22 protein-coding genes and 1 pseudogene are annotated in these 23,916 nt (G+C 61.6%); 16 read left to right on the top strand and 7 right to left on the bottom strand.

Annotation, left to right across the window (positions count from 1 at the left end; translation table 11 throughout):
- The first annotated feature begins 47 nt into the window (after positions 1 to 47).
- The 5 genes from tpiA to NKJ73_RS05915 all read left to right on the top strand — a co-directional run bounded on the left by tpiA (position 48) and on the right by NKJ73_RS05915 (position 5,079).
- A complete protein-coding gene (gene tpiA, locus NKJ73_RS05935) occupies positions 48 to 815 on the top strand; it encodes a triose-phosphate isomerase (RefSeq protein WP_023674957.1) in 768 nt (255 codons plus the stop codon).
- 163 nt (positions 816 to 978) lie between these two features.
- Positions 979 to 1,431 (top strand): preprotein translocase subunit SecG, encoded by a 453-nt coding sequence (gene secG / locus NKJ73_RS05930; protein WP_352568683.1) that lies wholly within the window; start codon positions 979 to 981, stop codon positions 1,429 to 1,431.
- 199 nt (positions 1,432 to 1,630) lie between these two features.
- On the top strand, positions 1,631 to 2,752 hold the full coding sequence (locus NKJ73_RS05925) for a L,D-transpeptidase (RefSeq protein WP_352448838.1): 1,122 nt from the start codon (positions 1,631 to 1,633) through the stop codon (positions 2,750 to 2,752).
- A 147-nt stretch (positions 2,753 to 2,899) separates the two neighbouring features.
- Complete coding sequence (gene pyrG, locus NKJ73_RS05920; RefSeq protein ID WP_023674960.1) at positions 2,900 to 4,528, top strand: CTP synthase; 1,629 nt, start codon at positions 2,900 to 2,902, stop codon at positions 4,526 to 4,528.
- 11 nt (positions 4,529 to 4,539) lie between these two features.
- Positions 4,540 to 5,079, top strand: coding sequence for a DUF1697 domain-containing protein (locus tag NKJ73_RS05915; RefSeq protein ID WP_352568682.1), 540 nt, complete (start codon positions 4,540 to 4,542; stop codon positions 5,077 to 5,079).
- Positions 5,080 to 5,109: 30 nt separating this feature from the next.
- On the opposite strand, the pseudogene NKJ73_RS05910 reads toward NKJ73_RS05915, so the two are convergent.
- The 3 genes and pseudogenes from NKJ73_RS05910 to NKJ73_RS05900 all read right to left on the bottom strand — a co-directional run bounded on the left by NKJ73_RS05910 (position 5,110) and on the right by NKJ73_RS05900 (position 7,859).
- Positions 5,110 to 6,560 (bottom strand): annotated as a pseudogene (locus tag NKJ73_RS05910) (NCS1 family nucleobase:cation symporter-1).
- Between the two features lie 195 nt (positions 6,561 to 6,755).
- Positions 6,756 to 7,148 carry an MmcQ/YjbR family DNA-binding protein gene (locus NKJ73_RS05905; protein WP_352568681.1) on the bottom strand — a complete coding sequence of 131 codons (393 nt, stop codon included), beginning with the start codon at positions 7,146 to 7,148 and terminating at the stop codon, positions 6,756 to 6,758.
- Between the two features lie 27 nt (positions 7,149 to 7,175).
- The gene (locus NKJ73_RS05900; protein WP_502898068.1) at positions 7,176 to 7,859 is read right to left on the bottom strand and encodes a TetR/AcrR family transcriptional regulator; all 684 of its coding nucleotides are present in this window, start codon (positions 7,857 to 7,859) and stop codon (positions 7,176 to 7,178) included.
- A 145-nt stretch (positions 7,860 to 8,004) separates the two neighbouring features.
- Here NKJ73_RS05900 and NKJ73_RS05895 point away from each other — a divergent pair, with 145 nt between their 5' ends.
- The 3 genes from NKJ73_RS05895 to NKJ73_RS05885 are packed head-to-tail and all read left to right on the top strand — an operon-like array spanning position 8,005 to position 10,931.
- The gene (locus tag NKJ73_RS05895; protein WP_502898067.1) at positions 8,005 to 9,015 is read left to right on the top strand and encodes an efflux RND transporter periplasmic adaptor subunit; all 1,011 of its coding nucleotides are present in this window, start codon (positions 8,005 to 8,007) and stop codon (positions 9,013 to 9,015) included.
- Positions 9,016 to 9,021: 6 nt separating this feature from the next.
- Complete coding sequence (locus NKJ73_RS05890) at positions 9,022 to 10,263, top strand: ABC transporter permease (protein WP_352568679.1); 1,242 nt, start codon at positions 9,022 to 9,024, stop codon at positions 10,261 to 10,263.
- Positions 10,260 to 10,931, top strand: coding sequence for an ABC transporter ATP-binding protein (locus NKJ73_RS05885; RefSeq protein WP_352568678.1), 672 nt, complete (start codon positions 10,260 to 10,262; stop codon positions 10,929 to 10,931). The genes NKJ73_RS05890 and NKJ73_RS05885 overlap by 4 nt, the downstream gene beginning before the upstream one ends.
- A gap of 21 nt (positions 10,932 to 10,952) precedes the next feature.
- Here NKJ73_RS05885 and otsB read toward each other — a convergent pair whose 3' ends face one another.
- The 4 genes from otsB to NKJ73_RS05865 form a co-directional block, all read right to left on the bottom strand.
- Positions 10,953 to 11,714 carry a trehalose-phosphatase gene (gene otsB / locus NKJ73_RS05880; RefSeq protein ID WP_352568677.1) on the bottom strand — a complete coding sequence of 254 codons (762 nt, stop codon included), beginning with the start codon at positions 11,712 to 11,714 and terminating at the stop codon, positions 10,953 to 10,955.
- On the bottom strand, positions 11,711 to 13,492 hold the full coding sequence (locus NKJ73_RS05875) for an alpha,alpha-trehalose-phosphate synthase (UDP-forming) (RefSeq protein WP_023674969.1): 1,782 nt from the start codon (positions 13,490 to 13,492) through the stop codon (positions 11,711 to 11,713). Before NKJ73_RS05875 ends, otsB begins: the two co-directional genes overlap by 4 nt.
- Positions 13,493 to 13,671: 179 nt before the next feature.
- Positions 13,672 to 15,834 carry an amylo-alpha-1,6-glucosidase gene (locus NKJ73_RS05870; protein WP_023674970.1) on the bottom strand — a complete coding sequence of 721 codons (2,163 nt, stop codon included), beginning with the start codon at positions 15,832 to 15,834 and terminating at the stop codon, positions 13,672 to 13,674.
- A 47-nt stretch (positions 15,835 to 15,881) separates the two neighbouring features.
- Positions 15,882 to 16,943: a glycosyltransferase family 4 protein gene (locus NKJ73_RS05865; RefSeq protein ID WP_352568676.1), complete on the bottom strand. Its 1,062-nt coding sequence runs from the start codon at positions 16,941 to 16,943 to the stop codon at positions 15,882 to 15,884.
- Between NKJ73_RS05865 and NKJ73_RS34210 the strand changes: the two genes are divergently transcribed.
- From NKJ73_RS34210 to NKJ73_RS05825, 8 genes are all read left to right on the top strand, one after another.
- Entirely contained in the window at positions 16,833 to 17,501 is a 669-nt protein-coding gene (locus tag NKJ73_RS34210; protein ID WP_502896931.1) for a DUF982 domain-containing protein, read from the top strand. The two genes, NKJ73_RS05865 and NKJ73_RS34210, sit on opposite strands and share 111 nt — an antisense overlap.
- 535 nt (positions 17,502 to 18,036) lie before the next feature.
- Positions 18,037 to 18,219 (top strand): hypothetical protein, encoded by a 183-nt coding sequence (locus tag NKJ73_RS05855; RefSeq protein ID WP_352568675.1) that lies wholly within the window; start codon positions 18,037 to 18,039, stop codon positions 18,217 to 18,219.
- Between the two features lie 452 nt (positions 18,220 to 18,671).
- Positions 18,672 to 18,839, top strand: a complete 168-nt coding sequence (locus NKJ73_RS05850) for a hypothetical protein (protein WP_352568674.1) — start codon at positions 18,672 to 18,674, stop codon at positions 18,837 to 18,839.
- Between the two features lie 263 nt (positions 18,840 to 19,102).
- Positions 19,103 to 19,327, top strand: a complete 225-nt coding sequence (locus NKJ73_RS05845) for a hypothetical protein (RefSeq protein WP_352568673.1) — start codon at positions 19,103 to 19,105, stop codon at positions 19,325 to 19,327.
- Positions 19,328 to 19,440: 113 nt separating this feature from the next.
- Entirely contained in the window at positions 19,441 to 19,695 is a 255-nt protein-coding gene (locus NKJ73_RS34205; RefSeq protein ID WP_023674976.1) for a DUF6894 family protein, read from the top strand.
- 465 nt (positions 19,696 to 20,160) lie between these two features.
- On the top strand, positions 20,161 to 20,703 hold the full coding sequence (locus NKJ73_RS05835) for a class I SAM-dependent methyltransferase (protein WP_352568671.1): 543 nt from the start codon (positions 20,161 to 20,163) through the stop codon (positions 20,701 to 20,703).
- Between the two features lie 312 nt (positions 20,704 to 21,015).
- On the top strand, positions 21,016 to 22,728 hold the full coding sequence (locus NKJ73_RS05830; RefSeq protein WP_352568670.1) for an ABC transporter ATP-binding protein: 1,713 nt from the start codon (positions 21,016 to 21,018) through the stop codon (positions 22,726 to 22,728).
- A gap of 6 nt (positions 22,729 to 22,734) precedes the next feature.
- On the top strand, positions 22,735 to 23,916 hold the full coding sequence (locus tag NKJ73_RS05825; RefSeq protein ID WP_352568669.1) for a glycosyltransferase family 9 protein: 1,182 nt from the start codon (positions 22,735 to 22,737) through the stop codon (positions 23,914 to 23,916).

Genomic DNA, 23,916 nt, shown 5'->3' with positions numbered 1-23,916 from the left:
TTTTGATAGTGAGGGCCAGCTGGAAATTGCCCGGAGAAACAAATCCCATGACGCCTGGAATCCGCCCGCTCGTCGCCGGCAACTGGAAAATGAACGGCACTAGCGCCTCGCTCAACGAGCTCAGGATGATCGGCAACGGCTTCATGAGTGGGCTCGACGCCGAGACCGAAGCGGTGGTCTGCGTGCCGGCGACCTTGCTTGCGCACGCCGCCGAGATTCTGTCGCGCACGCCGGTGCGGGCCGGCGGAGAGGATTGCCACACCGAGGAAAGCGGCGCCTATACCGGCTGCATTTCGGCCGAGATGCTGAAGGATGCAGGTGCCAGCCATGTCATCGTCGGCCATTCCGAATGCCGCGCCGATCGCAAGGAGGACGATGCCTTGGTCCAGGCCAAGGCCTCCGCCGCATGGCGCGCCGGGCTGGTGGCCATCATCTGCATTGGTGAGACAAGAGCCGAACGAGAAGCAGGAGCCACGCTCGACGTGCTGTCGCGCCAGGTCGCTGGCTCGGTCCCGCCAAACGCCACGGCCTCCAACACCGTCATTGCCTATGAGCCAATATGGGCGATTGGGACCGGCTTGACCCCGACCGCCGCCGACGTCGCCGAGGCACATGCGCATATCCGCGAAGAACTGGCACGGAAGCTCGGCAATACGGCGGCCAAGATGCGCATTCTCTACGGCGGCTCGGTCAAGCCGTCCAACGCCGTCGAGTTGCTCGGCGTCAGGAATGTCGATGGCGCGCTGGTCGGCGGCGCCAGCCTAAAGGCGGCGGACTTCCTCGGCATCGCGGAAGCCTATCGAAACATTGCTTGATACAAGGGCTGCTTGCTGCATTTGAGCGGACGGCCGGCGCCGAAATCGTTGCAAAGGACGCATTGCTTCCCATATTCCGGCCACGGGCTTGGAAATGCCGTCAAAGCATTGTATTGAGCCGCCTCCAAATCAGCGGCCGCACAAGGCCTTGCCAGGGTAAATTATGGAAACCGTACTGATCGTCGTCCACCTCATGGTCGTGCTCGCGCTTGTCGGCGTGGTGCTGCTGCAGCGCTCCGAAGGCGGCGGCCTCGGCATCGGCGGCGGATCGGGCTTCATGACCGCGCGTGGCGCCGCCAATGCGCTGACGCGGGCGACGGCGATCCTGGCTGCCGCTTTCTTCGTCACTTCGCTGACACTGTCGATCGTTGCGCGCTATGGCGAGAAGCCGATCGACATTCTCGATCGCGTGCCGGCGACCTCGGACGGAGTTGGCAAGGGCGTACTCAACCAATTGCCTGGAACCACGACGCCGACGCCGCCTTCGGGCACCACGGCGCCGACCCCGCCGTCCGGCAATGGCGCGGCAACGCCGCCGCCGGCAACCGCTCCGGCGACGCCGCCAGCGACAAACGGCGCCACCGCGCCGGCCACGCCGCAGGTCCCCAACCAGTAATAGGGCAACTTATGCCGCGATCTGTTGTCGTTTGAACACAGTCGCGGCAAATGCCGCACGATCACGAAGATTCGACTGCGCCTCACGCTTGAGGCGCTTCCGGCTAATCGATTATACGTTGCACGCGGCATTCTCGGCGTCCTTGGGGGGCGCCGGGCGACGCCGTGGGCAACAAGCATTGAACGATCGGATCTTCCCCATGCAGCTTCGCAGCTTCATTTTTGCCGGCCTTTGTGCCGTGCTCAGCCTAGGTGCGCCCGCTTACGCGGCCATGCCGACGGCAAACTCGGCCCACAAAGCCGCAACAACAACCGACGTCGTCAAGGTCGCTGCCAAAAGCGATGCAGCGCAATTGAAGCTTCTCAAGAAGAAGAAAGATCCGACGCCGGACGACCTTGCGCAGATCCGCAAGATCGAAGCCAAGATCGCAGCCGACAAGGAAGCCGCTCGCGCCAAGGCACTCGAAGCCAGGAAGCTGGCGATGCGTGAGGCGGCGAAAGCCAAAGCCGATGCGGAACGGCAGGCGTTCCTTGCCAAGAAGAGCCAGCCGCTCGCAACGGCCAAGGTGGCTGACGCCACGCCGGCCAAGAAGAAGACCGTCAACATCATCGAACCGATTACGCCTATTGCGCCGATCCAGTCGGCCGAGCCGATCCCGGCCGAGGCCATGAACGTTGCGCTGACCGGCAACAATGGCGAGTTGCGCAGCGAACCGGTCGGGCAGAAGCCGCAAAGCGTCGGGCTGTTCGCGGGACTGTTCGGCGGCACATCCTCTTCGTCGATGTCGCTGCTTCCGGAAACACGCGCGCTCGACGCCGCGCTCGAAAGGAAGCAGGCCAAGCGGCAGTTCAAGGTCAAGGCGGAATTCGTGCCGCAGGAGGTCGAATTCACCGGCTACAACCCCGGCACCATCGTCATCGATACCAGCGCCCGTCGTCTCTACCTCGTCGAATCATCGTCAACCGCCCGCCGTTATGCCATCGCGGTCGGCCGGGAAGGCCTGCAGTTCAAGGGTACGGTTGCCGTCGGCGACAAGCAGGAATGGCCGCGCTGGATTCCGACGCTGGATATGCAAAAGCGCGAACCCAAGCACTATGGCCAGTACAAGGACGGCATGCCCGGCGGCGGCGACAATCCGCTCGGTGCGCGCGCCATCTATCTCTACGACGGCAAGAAAGATACCCACCTGCGCATTCACGGCACCATCGCGCCGCAGTCGATCGGAACCAGCGCCTCCAATGGCTGCTTCCGCATGATCAACGAGCACGTCATGGACCTTTACCGCCGGGTGAAAGTAGGCACCAAAGTCGTCATCATCTGACGCTTTGACAGATCGTGCCAAAAGGGCCGGCCTCGCCGGCCCTTTTGTTTTGATACGCCAACGACCAGAGCGCCTTCTTGGGAAAAAGCCTTCGCGGCGGTTTTTTCTCTGGCGGAATCAATTCGGCCGCGTTAAGCGATGACTCCCATGGCGCGATATGTATTCATCACAGGCGGCGTGGTTTCCTCACTTGGAAAAGGCATTGCTGCAGCGGCCCTTGGGGCTCTCTTGCAGGCGCGGGGCTATCGCGCACGCATCAAAAAGCTCGATCCCTATCTCAATGTCGATCCCGGCACGATGTCGCCCTATCAGCACGGCGAAGTCTTCGTGACCGATGACGGGGCCGAGACCGATCTCGATCTTGGCCATTATGAGCGCTTCACCGGCCGCTCGGCCAACCAGCAAGACAACATCACCACCGGCCGGATCTATAAGAACATCATCGAGCGCGAGCGGCGCGGCGACTATCTCGGCGCTACCGTGCAGGTCATTCCGCACGTCACCGACGAGATCAAGAATTTCGTCCTCAACGGCAATGACGACTACGATTTCGTGCTGTGCGAGATCGGCGGCACCGTCGGCGACATCGAAGCGATGCCGTTCCTGGAGGCGATCCGCCAGCTCGGCAACGACCTGCCGCGCAACAACGCCGTCTACGTCCACCTGACCTTGATGCCTTACATTCCGACGGCAGGCGAACTGAAGACCAAGCCGACGCAGCATTCGGTCAAGGAGTTGCGCGGCATCGGCATTGCACCCGACATACTGCTGGTCCGCGCTGACCGGCCGATCCCCAAGGAAGAGCGCAGAAAGCTGTCGCTGTTCTGCAATGTCCGCGAAAGCGCCGTCATCCAGGCGCTCGACGTCCCGCATATCTACGACGTGCCGATGGCCTATCACAATGAAGGGCTGGATTCGGAAGTGCTGGCCGCCTTCGGCATCGATCCGGCGCCGAAGCCGCGCATGGAACGGTGGCAAGCGGTGTCCAACCGCATCCACAATCCGGAAGGCGAAGTGACCATTGCCGTCGTCGGCAAATATACCGGCCTCAAGGACGCCTACAAATCGCTGATCGAGGCGCTGTCGCATGGCGGCCTCGCCAACCGGGTCAAGGTCAAGCTCGACTGGATCGAAAGCGAGATATTCGAGAAGGAAGACCCGGCGCCGTGGCTTGAGAAGGTCCATGGCATTCTCGTCCCCGGCGGTTTTGGCGAGCGCGGCTCGGAGGGCAAGATCCTGGCGGCGAAGTTCGCGCGCGAGCGCAAGGTGCCGTATTTCGGCATCTGCTTCGGCATGCAGATGGCCTGCATCGAGGCGGCGCGTTCGCTGGCCGGCGTCGAGCGCGCATCATCGACCGAGTTCGGTCCAACCGAGGAGCCGGTCGTCGGCTTGATGACCGAATGGCTGAAGGGCAACATGCTGGAAAAGCGCAGGGAAACCGGCGACCTTGGTGGTACCATGCGGCTCGGTGCCTACCAGGCCGACCTCGCCAAGGGATCGAAGATCGCCGAGATCTATGGCGATACCCAGATTTCCGAACGCCATCGCCACCGCTACGAGGTCAATGTCGACTACAAGGAGCGGCTCGAGGATTGCGGCCTGGTGTTTGCCGGCATGTCGCCGGACGGCGTGCTACCGGAAACGGTCGAATATCCCGACCACCCCTGGTTCATCGGCGTGCAGTACCATCCCGAGTTGAAAAGCCGGCCGCTCGATCCGCACCCGCTGTTTGCCAGCTTCATCGAGGCGGCGGTAGAGCAGTCGCGGCTGGTCTAGACTAGCCGCCCATGCAAACTTACGTCGCGCTGCTCTACAGCATTGTCCTGGGCGAGGGGCAGCGGGTCGTCATGTCCGATCTGAAGGCGATGGCCGAAGGCCTGGGTCTGAATAACCCGCGCACGCTGGTAGCGACCGGCAATCTGGTCTTCGAGGCGCAAGAAACAGAACTTGCGGCGTTGGAGCAGCGGCTGGAGGCGGCGTTCGCAAAGACTTTCGGCCGCCACGTCGACATCATCGTGCGCCGCGCCGACGGCTGGCTAAGGCTGGCGGCCGGCAATCCGTTCCCAGCTGAATCGGCTGAGACCGCGGACCAGGTGGCGGTGCGCGTGATGCGAGCGCCCGTTCCCGCCGAGACCGCCGCGGCGCTTGAGACCTATGCCGGCAAGGACGAGAAGCTGCGGATTGTCGGCGGCGACATCTGGATCGTCTTTTCCCGCCAGATGCCGAGTTCGCGGCTGCTTGCGGCGGTGAGCCACAAACGTCTCGGCATCGGCACCTCGCGCAACTGGAATACAGTGCGCCGCCTGGCCAAGATGGTCGCAGAATAAACGGGGCGGCTCGCGCCGCCCCGAGTCTGTTCAGGCCTTGGCTATCCTTGCTTCGGCACCGAGTGCCATCGTGCGCAGCACGTAGTAGATGACGCCGGCAATTGCCACGCCGAAGAACCAGCCATAGACGCCCCACCATGACGGCAGCAGGCTGGTGAAGTTGGGCAGGATCGAGGAGAAGACCGCGCCGATACCGGCGGCGATGAAGGCATTGACATGCCAGCCGCCCTGAAAGCGGAATTCGCCATTCTCCCTGTAGAGCGCCTCGACGTCGACCTCGCCCTTCCGAATCAGATAGTAGTCGACCATCATCACGCCGAAGATAGGCCCCATCGTCGCGCCAATGATGTTGACGAAGGAGGCGGCACTGCCTTCCCAGGGCGCGAATGGATAGAGCACCAGCGCGATGAGCGCCGCGATGTAGCCGCCCTTCTTGAAGTCGATCTGGCGTGGAAAGACATTGGAGAAGTCGAAGGCCGGCGACACGAAGTTCGCCACCACATTGATGCCGAGCGTCGCCACCGCAAAGGTCAGGGCTGCGAGCGCCGCCAGGAACCAGCTGTCGAATTTCGCCGAAATCTGGTCGGGATGCAGCAGCACCTCGCCATAGACGTCGAAGGCGGCGATCGTCGTGACGCCGGCGACCAGCGAGAACAGGATAAGATTGACCGGCAGGTCCCAGATGTTGCCCTTGCGCAGCGATGCCTTGTCCGGGGCGTAGCGCGCGAAATCGCAGAAGTTGAGATAGAGCGCGGAGAAATAGGTCACCCAGATCGCGGCCACCGCGAACAGCGAGGTCCAGGAGCCTGGCGTGCCCGGCACGCCCGCGTCCTTTGTCTTTTCCAGCAGCACATCCATCGGGATGTCGCTGGTGAAAGCGAAGGTGCCTGCCTTGATGCAAAGATAGATCGCCAGGATCAGCATCATCACCCACACCGCCGGTCCGGCCCAATCCTGGAAGCGGCGCACCGTTTCCATGCCTTTCTGGATGATCAGGAGCTGCAGCGCCCAGATGATGACGAAACAGATCACCTCGAGCCCGGAGTGGCCGAGGAAATGGGTGCTCTGGTTGAAGTCGGCGAACCATTGCGAGCGGATCAGCAGGGCTACGATCGCCCCGGAGGCGGCCGCCGTCTGCGCGCCGTACCAGAAGCAGGCGACGATGGCGCGCACCAGCGCCGGTATGTTGGCGCCCCAGATGCCGAAGGAGGCACGCGCCAGGACCGGGTAGGGCACCCCGGTCTTCATACCGGCATAGCCGACCATGTTCATCAACGCATAGATGATCAGCGAACCGATACCGATGGCGATGATGAAGTTGACGAAGCCGCCGCAGAACAGGAACAGCTGGCAGCGAGATAGTAGCCCCACAGGCTGTGGACGTCCGACGTCCAGACGTTGAAGATCGAGAACGGTCCCCAGTTTCGAACCTTCGCCGGTGCGAGATCCTCATTGTACAGGTCCGGTGATGCGCCTTGTATATTGCTATGTCCTCCCCTTGTTACCGCACGCGCCTCCACGCATGGCACGCAGGTTAAGCCTGACGCAGGGGAACCGGCAAGCAGACGATTTGCCGGCTTTGGACTTAAAGACATTCAATGAAAAAGGCGCTTATCGGCGTGGCGTCGTTGAGCTTCTAGCGCCGACGATTCGTGGGGTGACACCGATCGCTCGACCTAAGCTCGCGAGTCCACCTTGTGCGTGATCAGGGCGGCAAGCTTTTTGGGCGCTTGTGCGCGATAACTCTCATCGAGCCATGACTTCAGTTGTCCGATCGGTGGCAGTTCGTCCGGTGCTGGTTCGAACGTCACCCATCCGCTCTTGCCAAGGCCATACTCTGTCGGCGACGCATAGTGGAGCTTTCTCGCCTCGTCGCCGCTGTAGGGGAGTTTGAGGGAGATGCTGAACGGTTCGCCTTCAAGGCTCAAATAAGCAAAGGTCTTTCCTTTCACCGCGAGATCGTCGTGACCAGGCCACGGAGTCTTTGTCTCGGCGCCCGGATAGGTGAGGCCGAAGGCGCGCAGTTCCTTGAGAACGGCATCGGTCGAAGCGCGCGATTTCCTACTCATCAACTCTCCTCCATCGCTGTCAGCGGTTTACGGTCCGGCTTCGAGAAAAGCCCGGGCAAAACCGGGCTGCACGGCTTCTATCGTTCCATCGGGCAACTTCAAAAGCCGGTCGATTGCGATGCCGTAGAGCCGCAATCGGCCCTCGAGCAGCCGCGCTGCTTCGTCGATATTACCCTGTTCGGCCTGTAGCAGGGCGCGGTGCATCACGTCCCGAAAGGTCAGCCGGAGTTGCAGGAACATCTCGGCAAAAGCTTGCGGGTCGGGCACGTCGAGAATGCCTTCCTCGCTTCCCTTCCTGAGCAGATTTGTGATTATCGGCTCGGCCAGTTCCCTGGCCGCCTGGTCGACCCGATGGAAGAGGGCAAGGTTCTCGGGCCGGAACACGACGAAGAACGTTTTTCGCAATTGCGGGGCAAGCTCGACGTTCAGCCGTCGCGAGCCGGCAAAGAGTGCATTGAGCCGGCCAATCCCATCGAGTGACGGATCGTCGAGGAGGGGTTGCAGCTCGGCAAGGCTGTCACGTGCGAGACGTCTGGCGAGCGCCTCCAGCAGGGCCTCCTTCGACGCGAAATAGTGATAGAACGCACCCTTCGACAAGCCGGCCTCGCGGATGATGTCGTTCACCGTCGTGTTGTCGTAGCCATGCTCGAAGAAAAGCCGCTGGGCACAGTCGAGGAGCTCGGTGGATCGTATCTCCGGGGGCTTTATCACTCGGGGCAAAATCGACCTCACAAAGTACAGGGGGCAAGAGGAGCACGAACCGTTTCTTTATGCAACTTTTATAGACCGACGGTCGGTCTAATGCTATGTCTGCCACCGCTCCGACGTTCGCATTCGATGGTGGAAGGAGAGCTTCTTGCGACGGATACGCTGGACTGTCGGCATCGTTCTTGTCGCGGCGACTGCTGCTTTCGGCGCTTGGTATGTGTGGCAGCCGGCCAAGGTTTCGATCGTGACGCCACAACGCGGCGACGCGGCGGAGATCGTTTACGCGAGTGGCTCAGTCGAGCCGCGAACCTGGGCCAAGGTGACTCCCGTTGTCCGCGAGAGGATCGTCGAGCAGTGTAATTGCGAGGGGTCGAGGGTTGCACAAGGCGATGTGCTCGCCAAGCTCGACGACAGCGAGGCCCGGGCCGTGCTTGGCGAGATCGAAGCGCGTCAAGCACTTGCCCAGGAAGAGCTCCGGAGGCTGACCGTGCTTGCCGAAAGGCGTGCGGCAAGCCAGCAGGCGCTCGATCGCGCGCAAAGCGAGCTTGGCCAGATCGAAGCGCTGGTTGCCGGACAGAAAGCGCGGCTCGACACCTACGTCTTACGAGCGCCGAGCGCCGGTATCGTGCTCAGGCAGGACGGCGAGGTCGGTGAGATCGCCGAACTCGGCGCCGTGTTGTTCTGGGTCGGCGAGCCGAAGCCGCTCCTGGTGGTCGCCGAGGTCAACGAGGAGGACATTCCACGGGTCGAGATCGGCCAGCGCGCGCTGCTTAAATCCGATGCGTTCCCTCGGCAGAATCTGGAAGCGGTGGTCGACAGCATCACGCCCAAGGGCGATCCGGTGACGAAGACCTATCGCGTCCGCTTCCGCCTGCCGGACAATACGCCGCTTCGTATAGGCATGTCGACCGACGTGAACATCGTCATCCGCGTTTCGAAAAATGCGCTGTTGATCCCGTCGGTTGCGGTGGATGGGAACAAGGTGTTCGTAGTCGAAGGCGACAAGGCCTGGCGGCGTGAAATCCGAACGGGCATTCGCGGCACCAATGGCGTCGAAGTTATCTCTAGTGTCGATGAGAAGGCTCGCGTCATCTCGCCCTATCCCGCTGACCTCGGCGACGGTGCGCGCGTGAACATCGCCGCCGCGCAGGAGAGATAGGCAACGATGGCGCTGATCGTCGACATTGCCGTAACGCATATCGCCGGCCGCGGCCGCCAGACGCTGGTCGCCATAGTCGGCGTCGCGGTGGGTGTCGGCTTCTCAATTGCGATGGCGGCGCTGATGCAGGGCGGGCAGGACGATTTCGTCAGGCAGCTCGTCGACACGATGCCGCATGTCGACATCACCGACGAGCAGCGCACCGCCCGCCGGCAGCCGGCCGAGGACTACTTCGAGACCGCCGCCATCTCGGGGCTCCGGCCACGCGACGATCGGCGCGGCATCATCAACCCGACCGCCGCGACCTCCTGGCTGGAGAGCTGGATTCCCGGCCGGTTCGCAGCAAGCCTAAAGACGCAGGGCGTGATCCGCTATTCCAGCCGCGAAGTGGGCGCAGCTATCATCGGGGTCGATCCGCAGCGCGAGACCGGCGTTTCACCGATCGTCGGAGAGTTCGTCGAAGGCAGCTTTTCGGCACTTGCCGCGGGCGGCAACAACGTGCTCATCGGCGACACGATGGCGAACCGGCTCGGCGCCGGGTTCGGCGACACGATAACGGCGGTTTCCTCCGAAGGGCTGACGCGCAATTTCAAGATCGCCGGACTTTTCCACACCGGCACTACCGCGCGCGACGAAGGCGAAGCTTATGTGCTTTTGAAGAACGCGCAAATCCTCTCCGCGCGTCCGAATGCCATCAACGAGATCCGCATCAAGCTCGACGACCCCAACCGCGCTGCGGCGGTGGCGCATCGAGCCGAGGCTGAACTGGGCTACAAGGCCGTAGCGTGGCAAGAAGCCAACGAATCGATTCTCGAAGCGCTCGTTGTGCGCAACGTCATCATGTACACGGTGGTCGGCGCGATCATGCTGGTTGCTGGCTTCGGCATCTACAACATCATCTCCACCATCACGCACGAGAAGGCGCGCGACATCGCCATCATGAAGTCGCTCGGCTTCCCGGAGTCCGACATGCGCCGGCTCTTTTTGCTGGAAGGCGTGGCGATCGGCGCTGCCGGCTCTGTGCTCGGCGGGGTGCTTGGCTTCTCCATGACCTATGCGCTTTCGCTCATCCGTTTTGAGATCGCCGCGACCGGCCAGGAGATGACCCGGCTGCCGATAGCCTGGAGCCTGACCCACTATATCATCGCCTCGGCCTTCGCACTGGGCTCGGCGGCGGTGGCTGGCTACCTGCCGGCGCGCCGTGCGGCGCGCCTGAACCCCGTCGAGATTATCCGAGGCGCGACATGAGCGCACTCATCGAGACCGAGAGACTGACCCGCATCTTGCCAGAGACGGTCCCCGTTACGCTGGTCAAGGACATCACGCTCACGATCAACGACAACGAATTCGTCGCCGTGACCGGTCCCTCCGGCTCCGGTAAGTCCTCGCTGCTGTATCTGCTTGGGTTGCTCGACCGGCCGACAGGCGGGACCTTGAGGATAGGCGGACGCGACACCGAGCCGATGAATGAAAGGGAGCGCGCGCGGACCAGGCTTTCGATGCTGGGCTTTGTTTTCCAGTTTCACTTTCTGCTGCCGGAGTTCACGGCGCGCGAAAATGTCGAAATCCCGATGCGCAAGCTCGGCCGGCTGACGCGGCCCGACATGCGTGAGCGGGCCGGGGAGCTGCTTTCATCTCTTGGGCTCGGCGAGCATCTCGACAAGCGGCCTGACCAGCTCTCCGGCGGCCAGCGTCAGCGCGTCGCGGTGGCACGTTCGCTCGCCAACGACCCGCCGCTTATCCTCGCCGATGAGCCGACGGGGAGCCTCGACAGCAAGAGCTCCGAGCAGGTCTTCACGATCCTGGAGAATCTGGTGCGCGAGCGCGGCAAGACCGTCGTGGCGGTTACGCACGATCTCGACATGGCGGCGCGCATGGATCGCCGCATTCACATCGTGGACGGCAAGATCGAATAAGGCGTGTTGATATTCAGATGATCAAGAGACCGGCAAGGCCTCGAAATTGGCCTCGAGCCAGGCTATTGCGCCGGTCACGTCGTCGAGGACATAGGTTGCGGCCGTCGGTCCGTCCGGCTTCACGCGGATGGAGATGCCGCCAATTTTATTGATCGCCTCGAAACCGTGTTCGTCCGATGTATCGTCTCCGAGGAATATCGGCCGCCGGCCGACAAAGGGCGGAATGTCCATGAAACGCCGGATGGCAGCACCTTTGACGGCTTCCAAAGGCATGAGCTCGACGCCGGCGTTTCCCGGAAGCACCCGATAACCCTTCGGAAGCCGGGCCAATGCCTGTTCGACGAGCTGGATTGCGGGTGCAAGCAGTTGCGGTGCTGCTCTTGTATGAACGGCAAGGACCGGCCCCTTGCGCTCGACATAGACCTTGCCGCTGCCCAGTTCGGCTTCGATCTCGTCCGCAAGGGCGGCGATGTCGGCCGGCGCGTCGGCGGCATCGATCGGACCGCTCGGCGTCAGCCGGTGCTCCAGCCCATACAGTCCGGCGATCCGCAGCTTCAGCGGATGGAACAGCTTGTCCACGGCGGGAATCGATCGGCCGGTGATGAAGGCGACCGCACCATCCAGCCGCCGCTCGATGCGTTCGAGCAGATTGCGCAATTCCTCGCCGACGAACACCGCGTCGGGATGGGCAGCGTGTTCCAGCAGGGTTCCGTCGATGTCGAGGAAGAGCGCCCATTGCCCTTCCGACAGGTTCAACGCCGGCGGTTGTTCAAAGCTTTTCACGACGCTGCCTTCCGAGCCCGCTCGAACATCGAGATGACGTTGTTGGTGTTCGATGGCGGGCGCTCGCCGGTCCCGGTCACCCTGTCGAGATCGCCGCGTTTGCGCAGGCGCGCGGCGTCCAGCAGCATACTGCCGGCCCAGCGGTAGACATTGTTGTCGCGGACCATCTCGCGCATCGGCCGCAAACGTTCGCGCTGCTCTTCCGGCGTCATCGTCAGCGCCTGCAACAGCGCCTCGCTCATCATGGCCGCATCGTAGGGGTTGACGATCAGCGCTTCCAGCAGTTCGCGCGAGGCACCGGCGAAGGTGCTGAGCAAAAGCACGCCTTGTTCGTCGTCGCGCGCTGCGACGAATTCCTTGGCGACAAGGTTCATGCCGTCATGCAGACTGGTGACCATACAGATGTCGGCGGCGCGATAGACCTCGTAGACCTGCTCCTGCCGATGATGTTCGGCGACCATCAGGATAGGGCTGTATGTCTCGCTGCCATAGCGCCGGTTGAGCTCCTCGGCACAGCGGCGGCATTCGTCGTGGAGTTGCTGGTAGGCGGGCAATGTCCCCCGGCTCGGCGCGGCGATCTGCAGGAAAACCACCTTGCCTATCCATTCGGGATATCTCGTGAACAATTCGTCCAAGGCATGGAAGCGATCGAGAATGCCTTTCGTGTAGTCGAGGCGCTCGACGCCAACGCATAGTTTGGTATCCGCAGACAGGCCGAATCTGTCGCGCACGCTGGCGCGGCACTCCTCCACAGACGGCAGTTTTGCCAGCAATTGGGCCGGCCATTCTATGGAAATGGGATAGGCGTGGACCAATGTGGTCTGCCCACCATAGGAGATTGCCGCGTCTGCCCGTTCGATCCGGCTCTCCAGAAAGCGGTCGACACTTTCGGTGAAGTTGTTGGCATGGAATTGGGTATGAAAGCCGATGATCGAACTGCCGAGCAGTCCTTCCAGGATCCGCTCACGCCACGGACAGATGCTGAACACTTCCGAATTGGGCCAAGGGATGTGCCAGAAGGTAATGACTATCGCGTCCGGCAGGCGCTGGCGAATCATGCGTGGCAGCAGCGCAAAATGGTAGTCCTGCACCAGCACGATCGGCCGTTCGTTGCGGGCTTCGGCAACCACCGTATCGGCGAATTTGCGGTTGACGGCCTCGTAGGCGTCCCAGTCCGAGGCGCGAAACACGGGGCGGGTGAAGGCGATATGGCAAAGCGGCCATAGGCCCTCATTAGCGAAGCCCAGATAATAACCCTGATATTCCTCCTCCGTCAGCCAGACCCTGCGCAGCGTGTAGGACGGATTGCCTGGCGGTACCTGCACCCGGTCGTCCTTGTCGACGGTGAGGCGGTCTGCCGTGCCGCCGCCATAGGCGATCCAGGTGCCGGCACAGGCGCGGGTGATGGGCTCGAGTGCCGAAACCAGGCCGCTGGCCGGCACCAAAAGTTGGACCCCGTCATCCTTGATGTTGTGGATGTAGGGTTCGCGGTTGGACACCACGATAACCTGTGCGTCCGGCAGGTCGTCGGCCAGGATCTTGCGCAAAGTGTCGGGCGACCATGTGACCAGTGCCGCATCGGCCGACTGGCCGTTCTTTTCGAACTCGCGCAGCACCTTGCGTGCCGCTTCCGACGCGACATCCTCGCTCGGCGTGTATGCGGCCGCCGTTGCGCGGCCGCGACGCTGGCGGGATATCGACAGGAGAATGGCAAAAGCGGAAAAGCCAAAACTTGCAATCAGCAAAACCCAGAGCAGGTTTACAGTATAATCTGACATGGAATGTGATCTCGCCTCCGGCCGGCCGATAGCCGTTTTTTTATTTGTTTTCTGGTTCGCCGCCGTATAACAACGGCAGCGTTCCCGCGCCGCCCATTTTTGCAACGCACAAAGAGGCTATCGGTTCCGGACGATTGCAATGCCGCGCGTCATTTTCGACGCGCCGCAGTGCGGCGGCATCAAGTGCGCACGATGAGCGGCACCATCCCCTCATACCGATCGGCGAGAAAGGCGACGACCCGGTCGCCGACACGCTGGAATGTGAGGTCGACCACTGTCGAGCCGACACCTAGATGCCGCAATGTCAGCGTGTCGATGCCGATCGGCAGCCTTGGGCGGGTGACCCGGATTTCGCTGTTCCAGCCGTCGATTTCGAGCCCAAGGCAGGCCTGCATCAGCATGAAGGCCGATCCCGCCGACCAGGCCTGCGGCAGGCACGCGACGGGATAGGCGATGGGCGCTTCGCCCGGCGACCGGGTAAAGCCGCAGAACAGTTCCGGCAGCCGCATGTTGAAATGGACAGCCGATTCGAACGTGCCGCTCATCAGCCTGACTACGCTGTCGCGCACGCCATAACGTGCCAGGCCGGCACCGCACATGGCGGTGTCGTGCGGCCAGATCGAACCATTGTGGTAGGACATCGGATTGAAGAATATCGCATCGTCGGCCAGCGTCCTCACTCCCCAACCAGAGTGGAACGACGCAGAGAGCAGCTGATCGGCGACCATCTGCGCCCGTTCCGGCTCGGGCAGCCCGACAAAGAGAAGATGGCCGGCATTCGACGTCCGTACCTTGCAGAGCTCGCCTGCACCATCGATCGCCAGTGCATAGAAATTGAGATCGTCCATCCAGAAATGGCGTTCCACCGCGGCGCGCATGGTTTCGGCGCGTTCCTCCCAATGATCGGCCTTGTCGTCCTCGCCGCGGCGGCGGGCGAGCGCCGCCAGCCCACGGAACGCGGCAAAGACGTAGCCTTGCACCTCGACCAGGGCGATCGGCCCCTTGGGCATGCGGCCATCGGCATGGAAGACGGAATCGAAACTGTCCTTCCAGCCCTGGTTGGCAAGGCCGGTCTCGGCGCCGCGCTGGTAGGTAACGAAGCCGGTCGCGCGGCTTGTCTCCTCCGTCCATTCGGCCGCTGCACAGAGCGATGGCCACAGGCTGTCGACGAACGCCATGTCGCCGGTACGATCCGCATAGGCGCAAGCGAGATGAATGTAGAGCGGCGTGGTATCGACGCCGCCGTAATAGCGGCCGAACGGGAGCTCCCGCAGTGCCGCCATCTCGCCCTTGCGGGTCTCGTGCATGATCTTGCCCGGCTGCGAATCGCTGAACGGCGACGTTTCGGTCGCCTGATGCTGGGCGAGAAAGGCGAGTACGCCGCGCGCCAGCCCAGGATTCAACCACAGCATCTGCAGTGCGGAAATCACCCCGTCACGGCCAAATGCCGTCGAGAACCAGGGTATGCCGGCATAGGGGTAAGGTCCGGTTGAAAGCTCGGTGGTCAGCAACGCCACGTCCGCGCGCGCGCGTTCGATCCAGTCGTTGAAGACGCGGCCGGAGCTGTGCACCGTCGCGCCGTGGCGGCGTTTGGCGCGCATGCCGAAGCGAGCGCGGGCGGCAGCAGCCCGAAAACGGTCGCGGTCGGGTGTCTCCGCCACTTCCGGGCCGACCTCGATATAGAGGACCTCGCTGCTGCGCTTCGTCACCGCAACCAGGAAATCCGCGCGGCTGGCGGTCAAATTGTCCGGCGCCTGCGAGAACGAGATCGCCGACAGGCGCACGAGCTGGTCCAGCCCGTCATATCGAAGCACCACGGATGTCGGACTGGTCTCGGCGGCGTGGGCTATTCCGCGCTTGAGCCGGGTCGAACCGCGCACCTCGAACATGTCGCGGAAATCTGCTGCGAAATGCAAGGAAACCCGAATGGCCGACGATTCCTGGCTGTAGTTGGAAAGGGTGATGCGCTCGAACAGCCGGTCCTGCCAAAGCAGCCTGACGCGTTCTATGTGGATCGCGCCCTGCGGAATGTCGCGACCACCGACACTCTGGATCGGCAGATTGGTCAGGTTCGAGGTGAAAAGCACATTGTCCTGGCTGAGCGAGGCGCCGAGCAACGACATTTGCCGGCCACCGACCGTCAGCCGGAATTCCGAAAGCACACGCGTGTCGTCTCGGAAAAAGCCATCGCCGGCGCCGCGGATGTCGCCATAGGCGTCGGCCACCGCGAAGCAGTCGGCTTGCTTGAGGGCGAACAGCCGGTGCGGCTCCCGGGGCGCAACCTCGTCGAGGGAGGCAAGGGCTACGGCGGGATCAAGCTTACGCTCGTCGAGTTGATTCATACGTCACAAGCTCTGTCGTTTCGTTCCAACGTCCACAATGACGCCGATCAGGACGCTCTCGCTTCACCGGGAGTACCGATCAGGCGCGCATAGGCAGCCACATAGTCGTGGGCCATTCTCGTGGCAGAAAAACGGTTTTCGAACACGGCTCTCACCTGTCGCCTGTCGAGGCGCAGCAATTCCGGTATCGAGGTGACTGCGGCATCGACCGTATCGACAAGGAAACCGGTCACGCCGTGGTCGATGATCTCCGGCAGGGCACCGCATTTCCAGGCGATTACCGGCGTGCCACAGGCCATAGCCTCTATCGCGGCAAGACCGAACGGCTCCGGCCAATCGATCGGAAACAGCAGGCCGGCCGCCTTGCCGAGGAATTCCGCTTTTCTGTCCTCTTCGATCTCGCCGATATAGTCGACACGGTCGCCGTCGATCAGCGGCTCGACCGTGTCGTGGAAAAAAGGGCGGTCGTCGTCGCCGATCTTTGCTGCAAGCTTCAGTTTCAGCCCGGAGCGCAAGGCGATCTCAATGGCACGCTCCGGGCGCTTGTCGCGCGACAGCCGGCCGAGAAAGGCCAGATACGGCTCGTCCGCATTCGTCTCGAAAGTCGGCTCGTACATATTGATCGGCAGCCCGTGATGGATGGTCGCCAGCCAATTGGCCCTGGGTAGCCCGGTTCTCTGGCTGCGGGAAATGGAGATCATCGGAAAGCGCGGAAAATGTTCGTAGGCCGGGGCTAGGTCGACATAGTCGAGCCTGCCATGCGGTGTCGTCACCGTCCGGTCGGGCATGTGTTCGAAGAAAGGAAAATGCAGGAAGTGGCTGAGATGGAAATGGATGATGTCGAACTGTTGCGCACGGCTCCTCACCTCGGCGAGCATCGAGAGATGCGCCGCGGTTTCGGATTTGTGCGGGCGCGGATCGAGACGGAGCGCGCGCTCGCGACACGCCACCAATTTCGCCGACGTCTTGGTATCGCCGCTGGCGAACAGGGTCACGTCATGGCCAAGCTCGACCAATCCTTCGGTCAGATAGGAGACGATGCGCTCCGTCCCTCCATAGAACCGGGGTGGCACGGATTCATGGAGCGGCGCCACATGGGCTATTCTCATGTTTTGGCATTTCCCTCAAAAAGACTGCTCGTGGCATCGAAATGCATCAGCCGCGCTAACGTTCCCGTACAATGGCAAGATGTCACCCAATTGGGGCAAGATGTCACCCAATTGGAGCTGCCGGGCGCGTCCACCGCTGCTCGTCTCGTGCAGCCAACATTTTTCAGGCCAAGCCCTCTTTTGCCGGGAACCAAAGTCGGGTTCGCGAGTTTAGTGGGGTTCGATCGCACGCATCCGGTCGACGGGGAGGAAATGATGGACCGCTTGCAATTCTTTTCGCCCGTGCGGGTTTTGCGCGGACAGGGACAGCCTGTGGAGGAGATCGACAGCGTTGCCGAAGCAATGGCATTCTTGCGAAAATGGCCGGCGGGGCGGCGCGGGCCGGTTTACCAGTGCGCCGTGAATTGCTGCGCTGCGGCCATGGCCGGCCGGATGTCGGCCGAGGAAGCGAGAAAGGCTTTTGCCGGCTTCGCCCGGATCACCCGCCTGCTCGAGGGCGATCGGCCGTTGCCGATGAGCGGCGAGGATCGGCATCGCGATCACGCCTTGAGGCGATAGCGCCGACTGCCGCAGATGGTCCGAGCAAGGGTGGCATTCAGCCGGAGCGCCCGATCGGCGACCGACGAGCAGCGCCGGCAAGGTGTCGTAGAGCGCTGCCCAGTAGGGGGCGTAAAACTCACGCCGGTATTCCGGCACTATCCAGTAGACTGCGGCAATGGTCGTGAGCGTAACGATGAAGCCGATGAGCTTGCGCACGACACGCTCGACTTCAAGCGCTCGCATCGGCTTCGCCTGCAATCCCGTTGAACGCCTTCGAAACGTCTGGAAATAAGCCGTGTCGACCGCGATCATTGCTGCAGTAGTAGCTGCAATGACAGTCATGGCCTGCAAATGCACAGGCCAGCTTCTGTCGGCGAGCATCGCGACGGTGAGCGCAAGACCAAGCAATCCTGCAAGGCCGGTGAGGGGCGCGGTCGCCGATTTCGGTCGGAGCGTCATACTACTACTCCCGTTGTCGTGAGGATCGATCGTCGTTGCCGGCCGCGTGGTCGCCGCCACGGTTCAACTCGAGTGGCGCCGCCACCGGAGCCGCTTGAGCAGCCGCTACACTCCGCCGCTGCCGTTAGACCCGCCGCTGCTTGTTCCGTCGTTGCCGCCACTGGATCCGCTGCTGCCGCTCGAACCGCTGCTGCCGCTCGAACTGGTGGTGCCGCTTGAGCCGCTGGCGCCGCTCGATCCGCTCTGCTGCTTGAGCCGCCGATGGGCCCCTTGTTGACATTGTGCGGGGAGGGATGATTGTTAGCGCCCTCGCTTACATTTTCGCAGGTGCATTTGCGCTGATATTTGGCGCCGAAGGCACTGCCTTCATTGCTCGCCTTCTGGCAGACCAACCCATGGCAAATCAACGTCGCTTCGGTTGTCTCGGGGGTAAGGCCCGTGATGACTAGTGCGGTTGTCGTGGCCGCCATGCCCGTGATCGTGAACCGGAGTAAATTCCGAAAATTTTGCATAGATACCTCGCTTTCTGACGCCTCGCTTCTCGGGCTCGCGCCCAAGCTTCCTCGTTGTCGAGTGGATGTTTGCGACAAGGCCGCATACGGATCGCTTACGCCTCAGCGGTCGGGGCTCAGGGGCGGCATAAAAAGTTGGACGAAACGCAGACAATGGTGCCGCATTGCGGTATTTCGACCGGAAAAGGCCAAAGATGCACTTTTGGGGGAATGGATAATGTCGAAACGGCTTAGACTGGTGCTGGGAACGGCCGGCGCAATTGCCGTCGCCATTGTCTGGGGGATCGTCGCCACGTCGATGGGGGTGCCATCGATTCTGATCACTGTAGGAGCGGTCGCGATCGGCGCGGGCATCTACACCTATGTCGATCGAAGCCGAAGCTGATCCGGTTATCAGGCTACGGGCATAGCGCAAAAATCCCACGGTCGCAGACTGTCTGCGGCAATGCTCAGTGTACGAAAATTACCAACGACAGCGTTCTGTGGAACGAGTGGCCTGCCGAAGCTATTGTGGTGGCGGTCCGAGACACCCCCGCCTCGGGTCATTGGCTCACCCGGCCGAGTGGTCCGCTGCTACCCGATGGCAGCGGACCTTTATCCGGAGGACAGACCCGGAAGACGGACATTGTGCCGAATCGAGGGAGAACGATGGTCGTTGACGAGATTGCCGCGCGGCGCCTGAAAAGTCAGCTCGAGCAATACATGGAGACCAGGAAGAGGCGCCACGATGCGGTTTCCACCGCAGCGGCTGAGATCGCGATCAGGGCTGTCATGCCGAATTGCCCGGCCTCCGGAAAAGCCCTGGACGACATGATTGCGGCATGTGCGTTCGAACACGGGCTGGGGGTACTGTTCGATCGACCTGACGCATGAAGGCCTAAACGCCATGAATCCCAACGCCAAAATCGCACGGTGCTGTCGTGCACAAATCCGACGCTGTTCCTGAGACCGCTTGCGACTAGATAAACCAACCAACCGGAGCAGGCATGCCGAGATATTTTTTTCATTTCCGAAACAATGACGGCCGCTTGACGGAAGATTTCGAGGGTCAGGAGTTGGACGGTTTGTCCGCGGCTCAGGATAACGCAATGGCTTCGGCCAAGGAAATCCTGGCCGAGGGCCTGCTCAGCGGCAGCCCGGTCCTGACAGGCCTTTCCTTCGAAATCTGCGACGAGAACCGGAACCTGCTTTTCCGATTTCCATTCTCGGAAGCTGCCGAAAAGGCCGGCACTCGGCCGTGATTGGCCAAAAGCCCCGCGATGCGGGCGAGCTTTGATCGAGCCTGGCTGAAAAACCGCATGTCGCGGCAAGACGGTCGTTGGTGCAAATCAGCACCATAGGCAAATTAGTAGCATAGCTGCCGGCACAAAGCAAGAACAAATATGGGCTTGCCTTGCCTACGGGGCATTACTTATGTCCCTGCGTGTGCCGGCCCGGGCTATCGTGCGTTTCAGGAACTCGAGGGCAGGCACGGGTAGGGGGCACCAAGCGACGTTGCCATTTCCAACCAGTATGTCGATTTGTCGGGCCGGGTGTTCGTCAACTTACCGAAACGTCTTCGCAGGATGCTGTGATCAGGAGTTCCTTTCTCCCGCGGTTGCGTTTACAGGACGCTCAGGACAGTGTCGTTTGCGCGCCAGCAACTGGACCGAGTTAGGCCGGGCGCACAGTCCCCCTCCGTCAAGGTAACCAGTCCGGCGCCGTTTTTGGAGAACAATGATTTGTGGTGGTCAAATAAGCAAAAGAGATTCAAGGGAACGTGGGACGACCGACTGGACGGCCTATTCTCAGCAGAGGTCGACTACGCCGGGAAATCCATTCTCGATGTTGGCTGCAACATGGGTGTTGTCGCCTATGAGATATCCAAGCTAGGACCGAGTTCGATCCATGGGATCGACATTCTCAAGCCGCATATCGAGACGGCCAGGATGATCTTCCTGGGTTGTCCGGTCCAAAGCCGGTTCGATTGTCTCGATCTTGGCAGCCGGAAGCTGCAAAATGTTCTCCAACCGCAGTACGACATCGTCATGCTGCTGGCGGTCTACCATCACATGCAGTGGAGCCTCGGCGCGGACAAGGCGCGACGCGTGCTGTGCGATATCGCCGGGCGTGCTCAAACGATCGTTGCCCGCGTCCCTCCTGGCAAGGATAAGGAGATGATCGCGGTGCTTTCGGATGTGGGCTTTTCAATCAAAAGCAATCACACATCGCCTCTTGGAAGCCATCTCATGGTCCTCGCGAAACACTGACCAGGCATAGCGCGGCCGACGACGAATGGCGCAAGAGCCGCGTGGCTGGGGTCCGCTATGCTCGCATGCGAGGAACCGACGGTCATAGGCCGATGACGTGCAAGGATCCGGTTCGGCATTGACTGCGGTCGGGAACGAAGCCACAGACAGGTGATCGAAACCGTCTCGCGCTTCAAGATAACGTGAAGACCGGACGGGATCGCAACGGGCGGCGACGAGATGATTACAAAGAAACGAGTGTCAACGGCCCCAGCATATCCGCTGATCAAGCGTCTGATTGGCGAAAATCTGCCGCCGCACAAGATGCTGTATGTGACAGGTTTGCTGTGCTCGATCGCCGCTGCTGCGGCGACCGGCGCGGCGGCCTGGATCATGAAAGTCATGATCAACACCATCTATGTCGAGCGAGACGCTGCCGCTGTATCGGGTATCAGCGCCGTCATCATCGGCATTTTCCTGGTCAAGGGCATAGCTGCCTACTGCCAGACCATCACGACGGGAAAGATTCGCCGGGCTATCGTTTCGGACCTGCAAAACCGGCAATTTTCCCGAATGGTGTATTTCGACATCAGCCGTTTCGCGAACCAGCATCCGGCAAAATTCATCTCCAAAATCATGTTCAACGCGCGCGCCGGGGCGACCGTTATTCTCACCCTCACGAGCAGCGCCGTCTCTGATCTGCTGACCCTGATTGCCTTGGCCAGCGTCATGGTCAAGCAGGACCCGGTGATGTCGCTGATATCCGTGGCGGTTCTGCCGATGCTGTTCCTGTCAGTCGGCGCGATAACAAGGAAGCTCAAGGCGCTGGCGAGGGGCGAGACGGAATTGGCCGCACAAGTCCAGTCGATCGGCACGGAAGCCGTCGAAGGCATCCGCACCATCAAGTCCTTCCAGCTCGAGGACAAGGCGGTTGCCAGCTTTGCAAAGGCCGTCCGCAAGATGGAAAGACGTGGCATCCAGATCAACCGGACGTCAGCATTGATGAGCCCATTGATGGAGACCGGCGGCGGCGTGATCATCGGGCTTTTCGTTATGTACGCCAGCTGGCAGACCCTCGGCAACGGCAAGACGCCCGGCGAATTCATGGCCTTCATTACCGCGTTCCTGCTTGCCTATGAGCCTGCCAAGCGGTTGGCCCGGGTCAATGTCGACATCCAGAAGCAAATGGTCGCCGTCGAGCAGATGTATGATTTGATCGACACGCCCGAGCAACGGCGACTCGCGATTGCGGGCGAGCGTCTGACCGACGTCGATGGTGGTATCCGCTTTGAAGATGTGGCCTTTTCCTATGACGGCAACAGCCCCGCGCTCGAGGGTGTTTCCTTCGACGTGCGACCTCGTGAGAAGCTGGCGATCGTCGGCCGCTCCGGCGCCGGCAAGACCACCATCGTCAATCTGATCCTGCGCCTGATGGAGCCGGACAAGGGCAGGATCCTGATCGACGGAAAGGACATTTCGAAGATCAGCCTGGCCGACGTTCGCGATAACATCGCACTGGTATCTCAGGACGTCTTCCTGTTCGAAGGCTCGATCCGCGACAACATTCGCGACGGTCGCCCAAACGCCACCGATCAGGAAATCGAGTCCGCTGCGAATCTCGCCCGGGTCACCAGCTTTGCGTCTGCGCTCGAAAACGGGCTCGACACGCTTGTCGGGCCGAGCGGCACCAACCTGTCGGGCGGGCAGAAACAACGCGTTGCCATCGCACGCGCCCTGCTCAAGAATGCTGCGGTAATCGTCTATGATGAAGCGACATCCGCGCTCGACGGTGAAAACGAACGGGCGGTCATGGAGGCAGCCTTCGACAACACATTTCAGCGCACGGTGATCTGCATTGCGCACAGGCTGTCTACAATCAAGGCGGCCGATCGTATTCTCGTGTTTGACGCCGGACAGCTTGTCGATGCTGGAACGCATGACCAGCTTGCCAAGCACAGCGAGATATATCGTTCGATATTCCACCTGGAGACGCCCGATCCGATGGTCGAAAGCGGCAAAAAGCTGCGGCAGAGCGTATTGCGCTGAAGGCCGATGACCAGCTTTTATCACGGTTCCTATGTCCGGTATGTGATTGGTGGACTGGGCCTTCAGGTGCGCCGGTACAAAAAGGCGGTGCGCAGGTTGTTTTTCAGTCCCAAGCAGCCTCGTTCCATTCTTGAGCTGCAGGCCAAGGTTGAGGCCCTGATCGTGCGCAGGGACTGGAAAGGCCTTGAAGCCGGTACCAATGAGATGGCTGTCACGGCCGATCATAATCGCGACCCGGAGCTGATGCAGAAGGCGGGCCAGGCGTTCGAACGCCTTGGCAACTTTGCGCGGGCAGCTGAGCTTCGGCTTTCCGCTCGCCGGCTGCGGAAAGGGAAAAGCGCCGACGAGTGGACCGGCGAGAATCTCGGATCGGATACACTGCTGATCGATCTTGTGGAGGATGACCCGCGCAGCCTTGGCCGGGTTATCCGCCACGCGCGACTGGCCGGCGCTGCCGCTGCCTATGCCCAAAGTGCAACAATTCGGGTCGAGCCGCGCCTGGTATCAATTCTGCAGCGAACGTTCCCGAAGGCGACCGTGGTCCCGGCGCAGCGGGATGTGGTCGGCGACAAACACGCGACTTTCGAAGATCTCGCCTGGGTGTTCGGACGCGACGCCGAAAAGCTTGCTGCCGACTTCGTACCGCTGCGGGCAGATCCTGAACTCGTCGAGGCATTCCGCAAGCGCTATCGGGCGATGACGGATCTGCCGCTGGTCGGTCTCTCCTGGGGCAGCAAGTCCCATACCAAGGACGTGCCTGATTTTCCTGAATGGGCACGGTTCATCGCCCAGACGCCAGCGACATTCGTTTCGCTCCAGTACGGGCAGATCAAGCCGGCGTTGCGGCGCCTTCGCAACGGCAACGACGCGCGTCTGATCTTTGACGACAGCGTCGACCAGATGGTCGACATGGACCGTTTCGCCGCACAGCTCGCCGCACTCGATGCTGTCGTGACGATCAGCAATACGGCGGCCCATCTTGCGGGAGCCATTGGCGTGCCGACTGTTTTCCTCATCGACGATAATTTTCAGACGGCATGGCCAGTGACTGGCGACCGGACACCCTGGTATCCGAAGGGCATTGTCATTCGCAAGGAGGGGCGCCCTTGGTCGCTGGTGCTCGACGAGGCCGGCCGGCGGCTCTCGTCGATCCTGACGACGCTTTCCGACGCTCCCCGGGGACGATAG

The sequence above is a fragment of the Mesorhizobium sp. M0074 genome (assembly GCF_040322975.1).
Lineage (GTDB): Bacteria > Pseudomonadota > Alphaproteobacteria > Rhizobiales > Rhizobiaceae > Mesorhizobium.
This window is presented reverse-complemented; position numbering and strand designations above follow the sequence as displayed.

Coding starts and splice junctions, on each gene's coding strand:
- tpiA (WP_023674957.1), top strand. CDS start 48: ATGACGCCTGGAATCCGCCCGCTCGTCGCCGGCAACTGGAAAATGAAC.
- secG (WP_352568683.1), top strand. CDS start 979: ATGGAAACCGTACTGATCGTCGTCCACCTCATGGTCGTGCTCGCGCTT.
- NKJ73_RS05925 (WP_352448838.1), top strand. CDS start 1,631: ATGCAGCTTCGCAGCTTCATTTTTGCCGGCCTTTGTGCCGTGCTCAGC.
- pyrG (WP_023674960.1), top strand. CDS start 2,900: ATGGCGCGATATGTATTCATCACAGGCGGCGTGGTTTCCTCACTTGGA.
- NKJ73_RS05915 (WP_352568682.1), top strand. CDS start 4,540: ATGCAAACTTACGTCGCGCTGCTCTACAGCATTGTCCTGGGCGAGGGG.
- NKJ73_RS05905 (WP_352568681.1), bottom strand. CDS start 7,148: ATGAGTAGGAAATCGCGCGCTTCGACCGATGCCGTTCTCAAGGAACTG.
- NKJ73_RS05890 (WP_352568679.1), top strand. CDS start 9,022: ATGGCGCTGATCGTCGACATTGCCGTAACGCATATCGCCGGCCGCGGC.
- NKJ73_RS05885 (WP_352568678.1), top strand. CDS start 10,260: ATGAGCGCACTCATCGAGACCGAGAGACTGACCCGCATCTTGCCAGAG.
- NKJ73_RS05875 (WP_023674969.1), bottom strand. CDS start 13,492: ATGTCAGATTATACTGTAAACCTGCTCTGGGTTTTGCTGATTGCAAGT.
- NKJ73_RS05870 (WP_023674970.1), bottom strand. CDS start 15,834: ATGAATCAACTCGACGAGCGTAAGCTTGATCCCGCCGTAGCCCTTGCC.
- NKJ73_RS34210 (WP_502896931.1), top strand. CDS start 16,833: ATGGCCAAGCTCGACCAATCCTTCGGTCAGATAGGAGACGATGCGCTC.
- NKJ73_RS05865 (WP_352568676.1), bottom strand. CDS start 16,943: ATGAGAATAGCCCATGTGGCGCCGCTCCATGAATCCGTGCCACCCCGG.
- NKJ73_RS05850 (WP_352568674.1), top strand. CDS start 18,672: ATGTCGAAACGGCTTAGACTGGTGCTGGGAACGGCCGGCGCAATTGCC.
- NKJ73_RS05845 (WP_352568673.1), top strand. CDS start 19,103: ATGGTCGTTGACGAGATTGCCGCGCGGCGCCTGAAAAGTCAGCTCGAG.
- NKJ73_RS34205 (WP_023674976.1), top strand. CDS start 19,441: ATGCCGAGATATTTTTTTCATTTCCGAAACAATGACGGCCGCTTGACG.
- NKJ73_RS05825 (WP_352568669.1), top strand. CDS start 22,735: ATGACCAGCTTTTATCACGGTTCCTATGTCCGGTATGTGATTGGTGGA.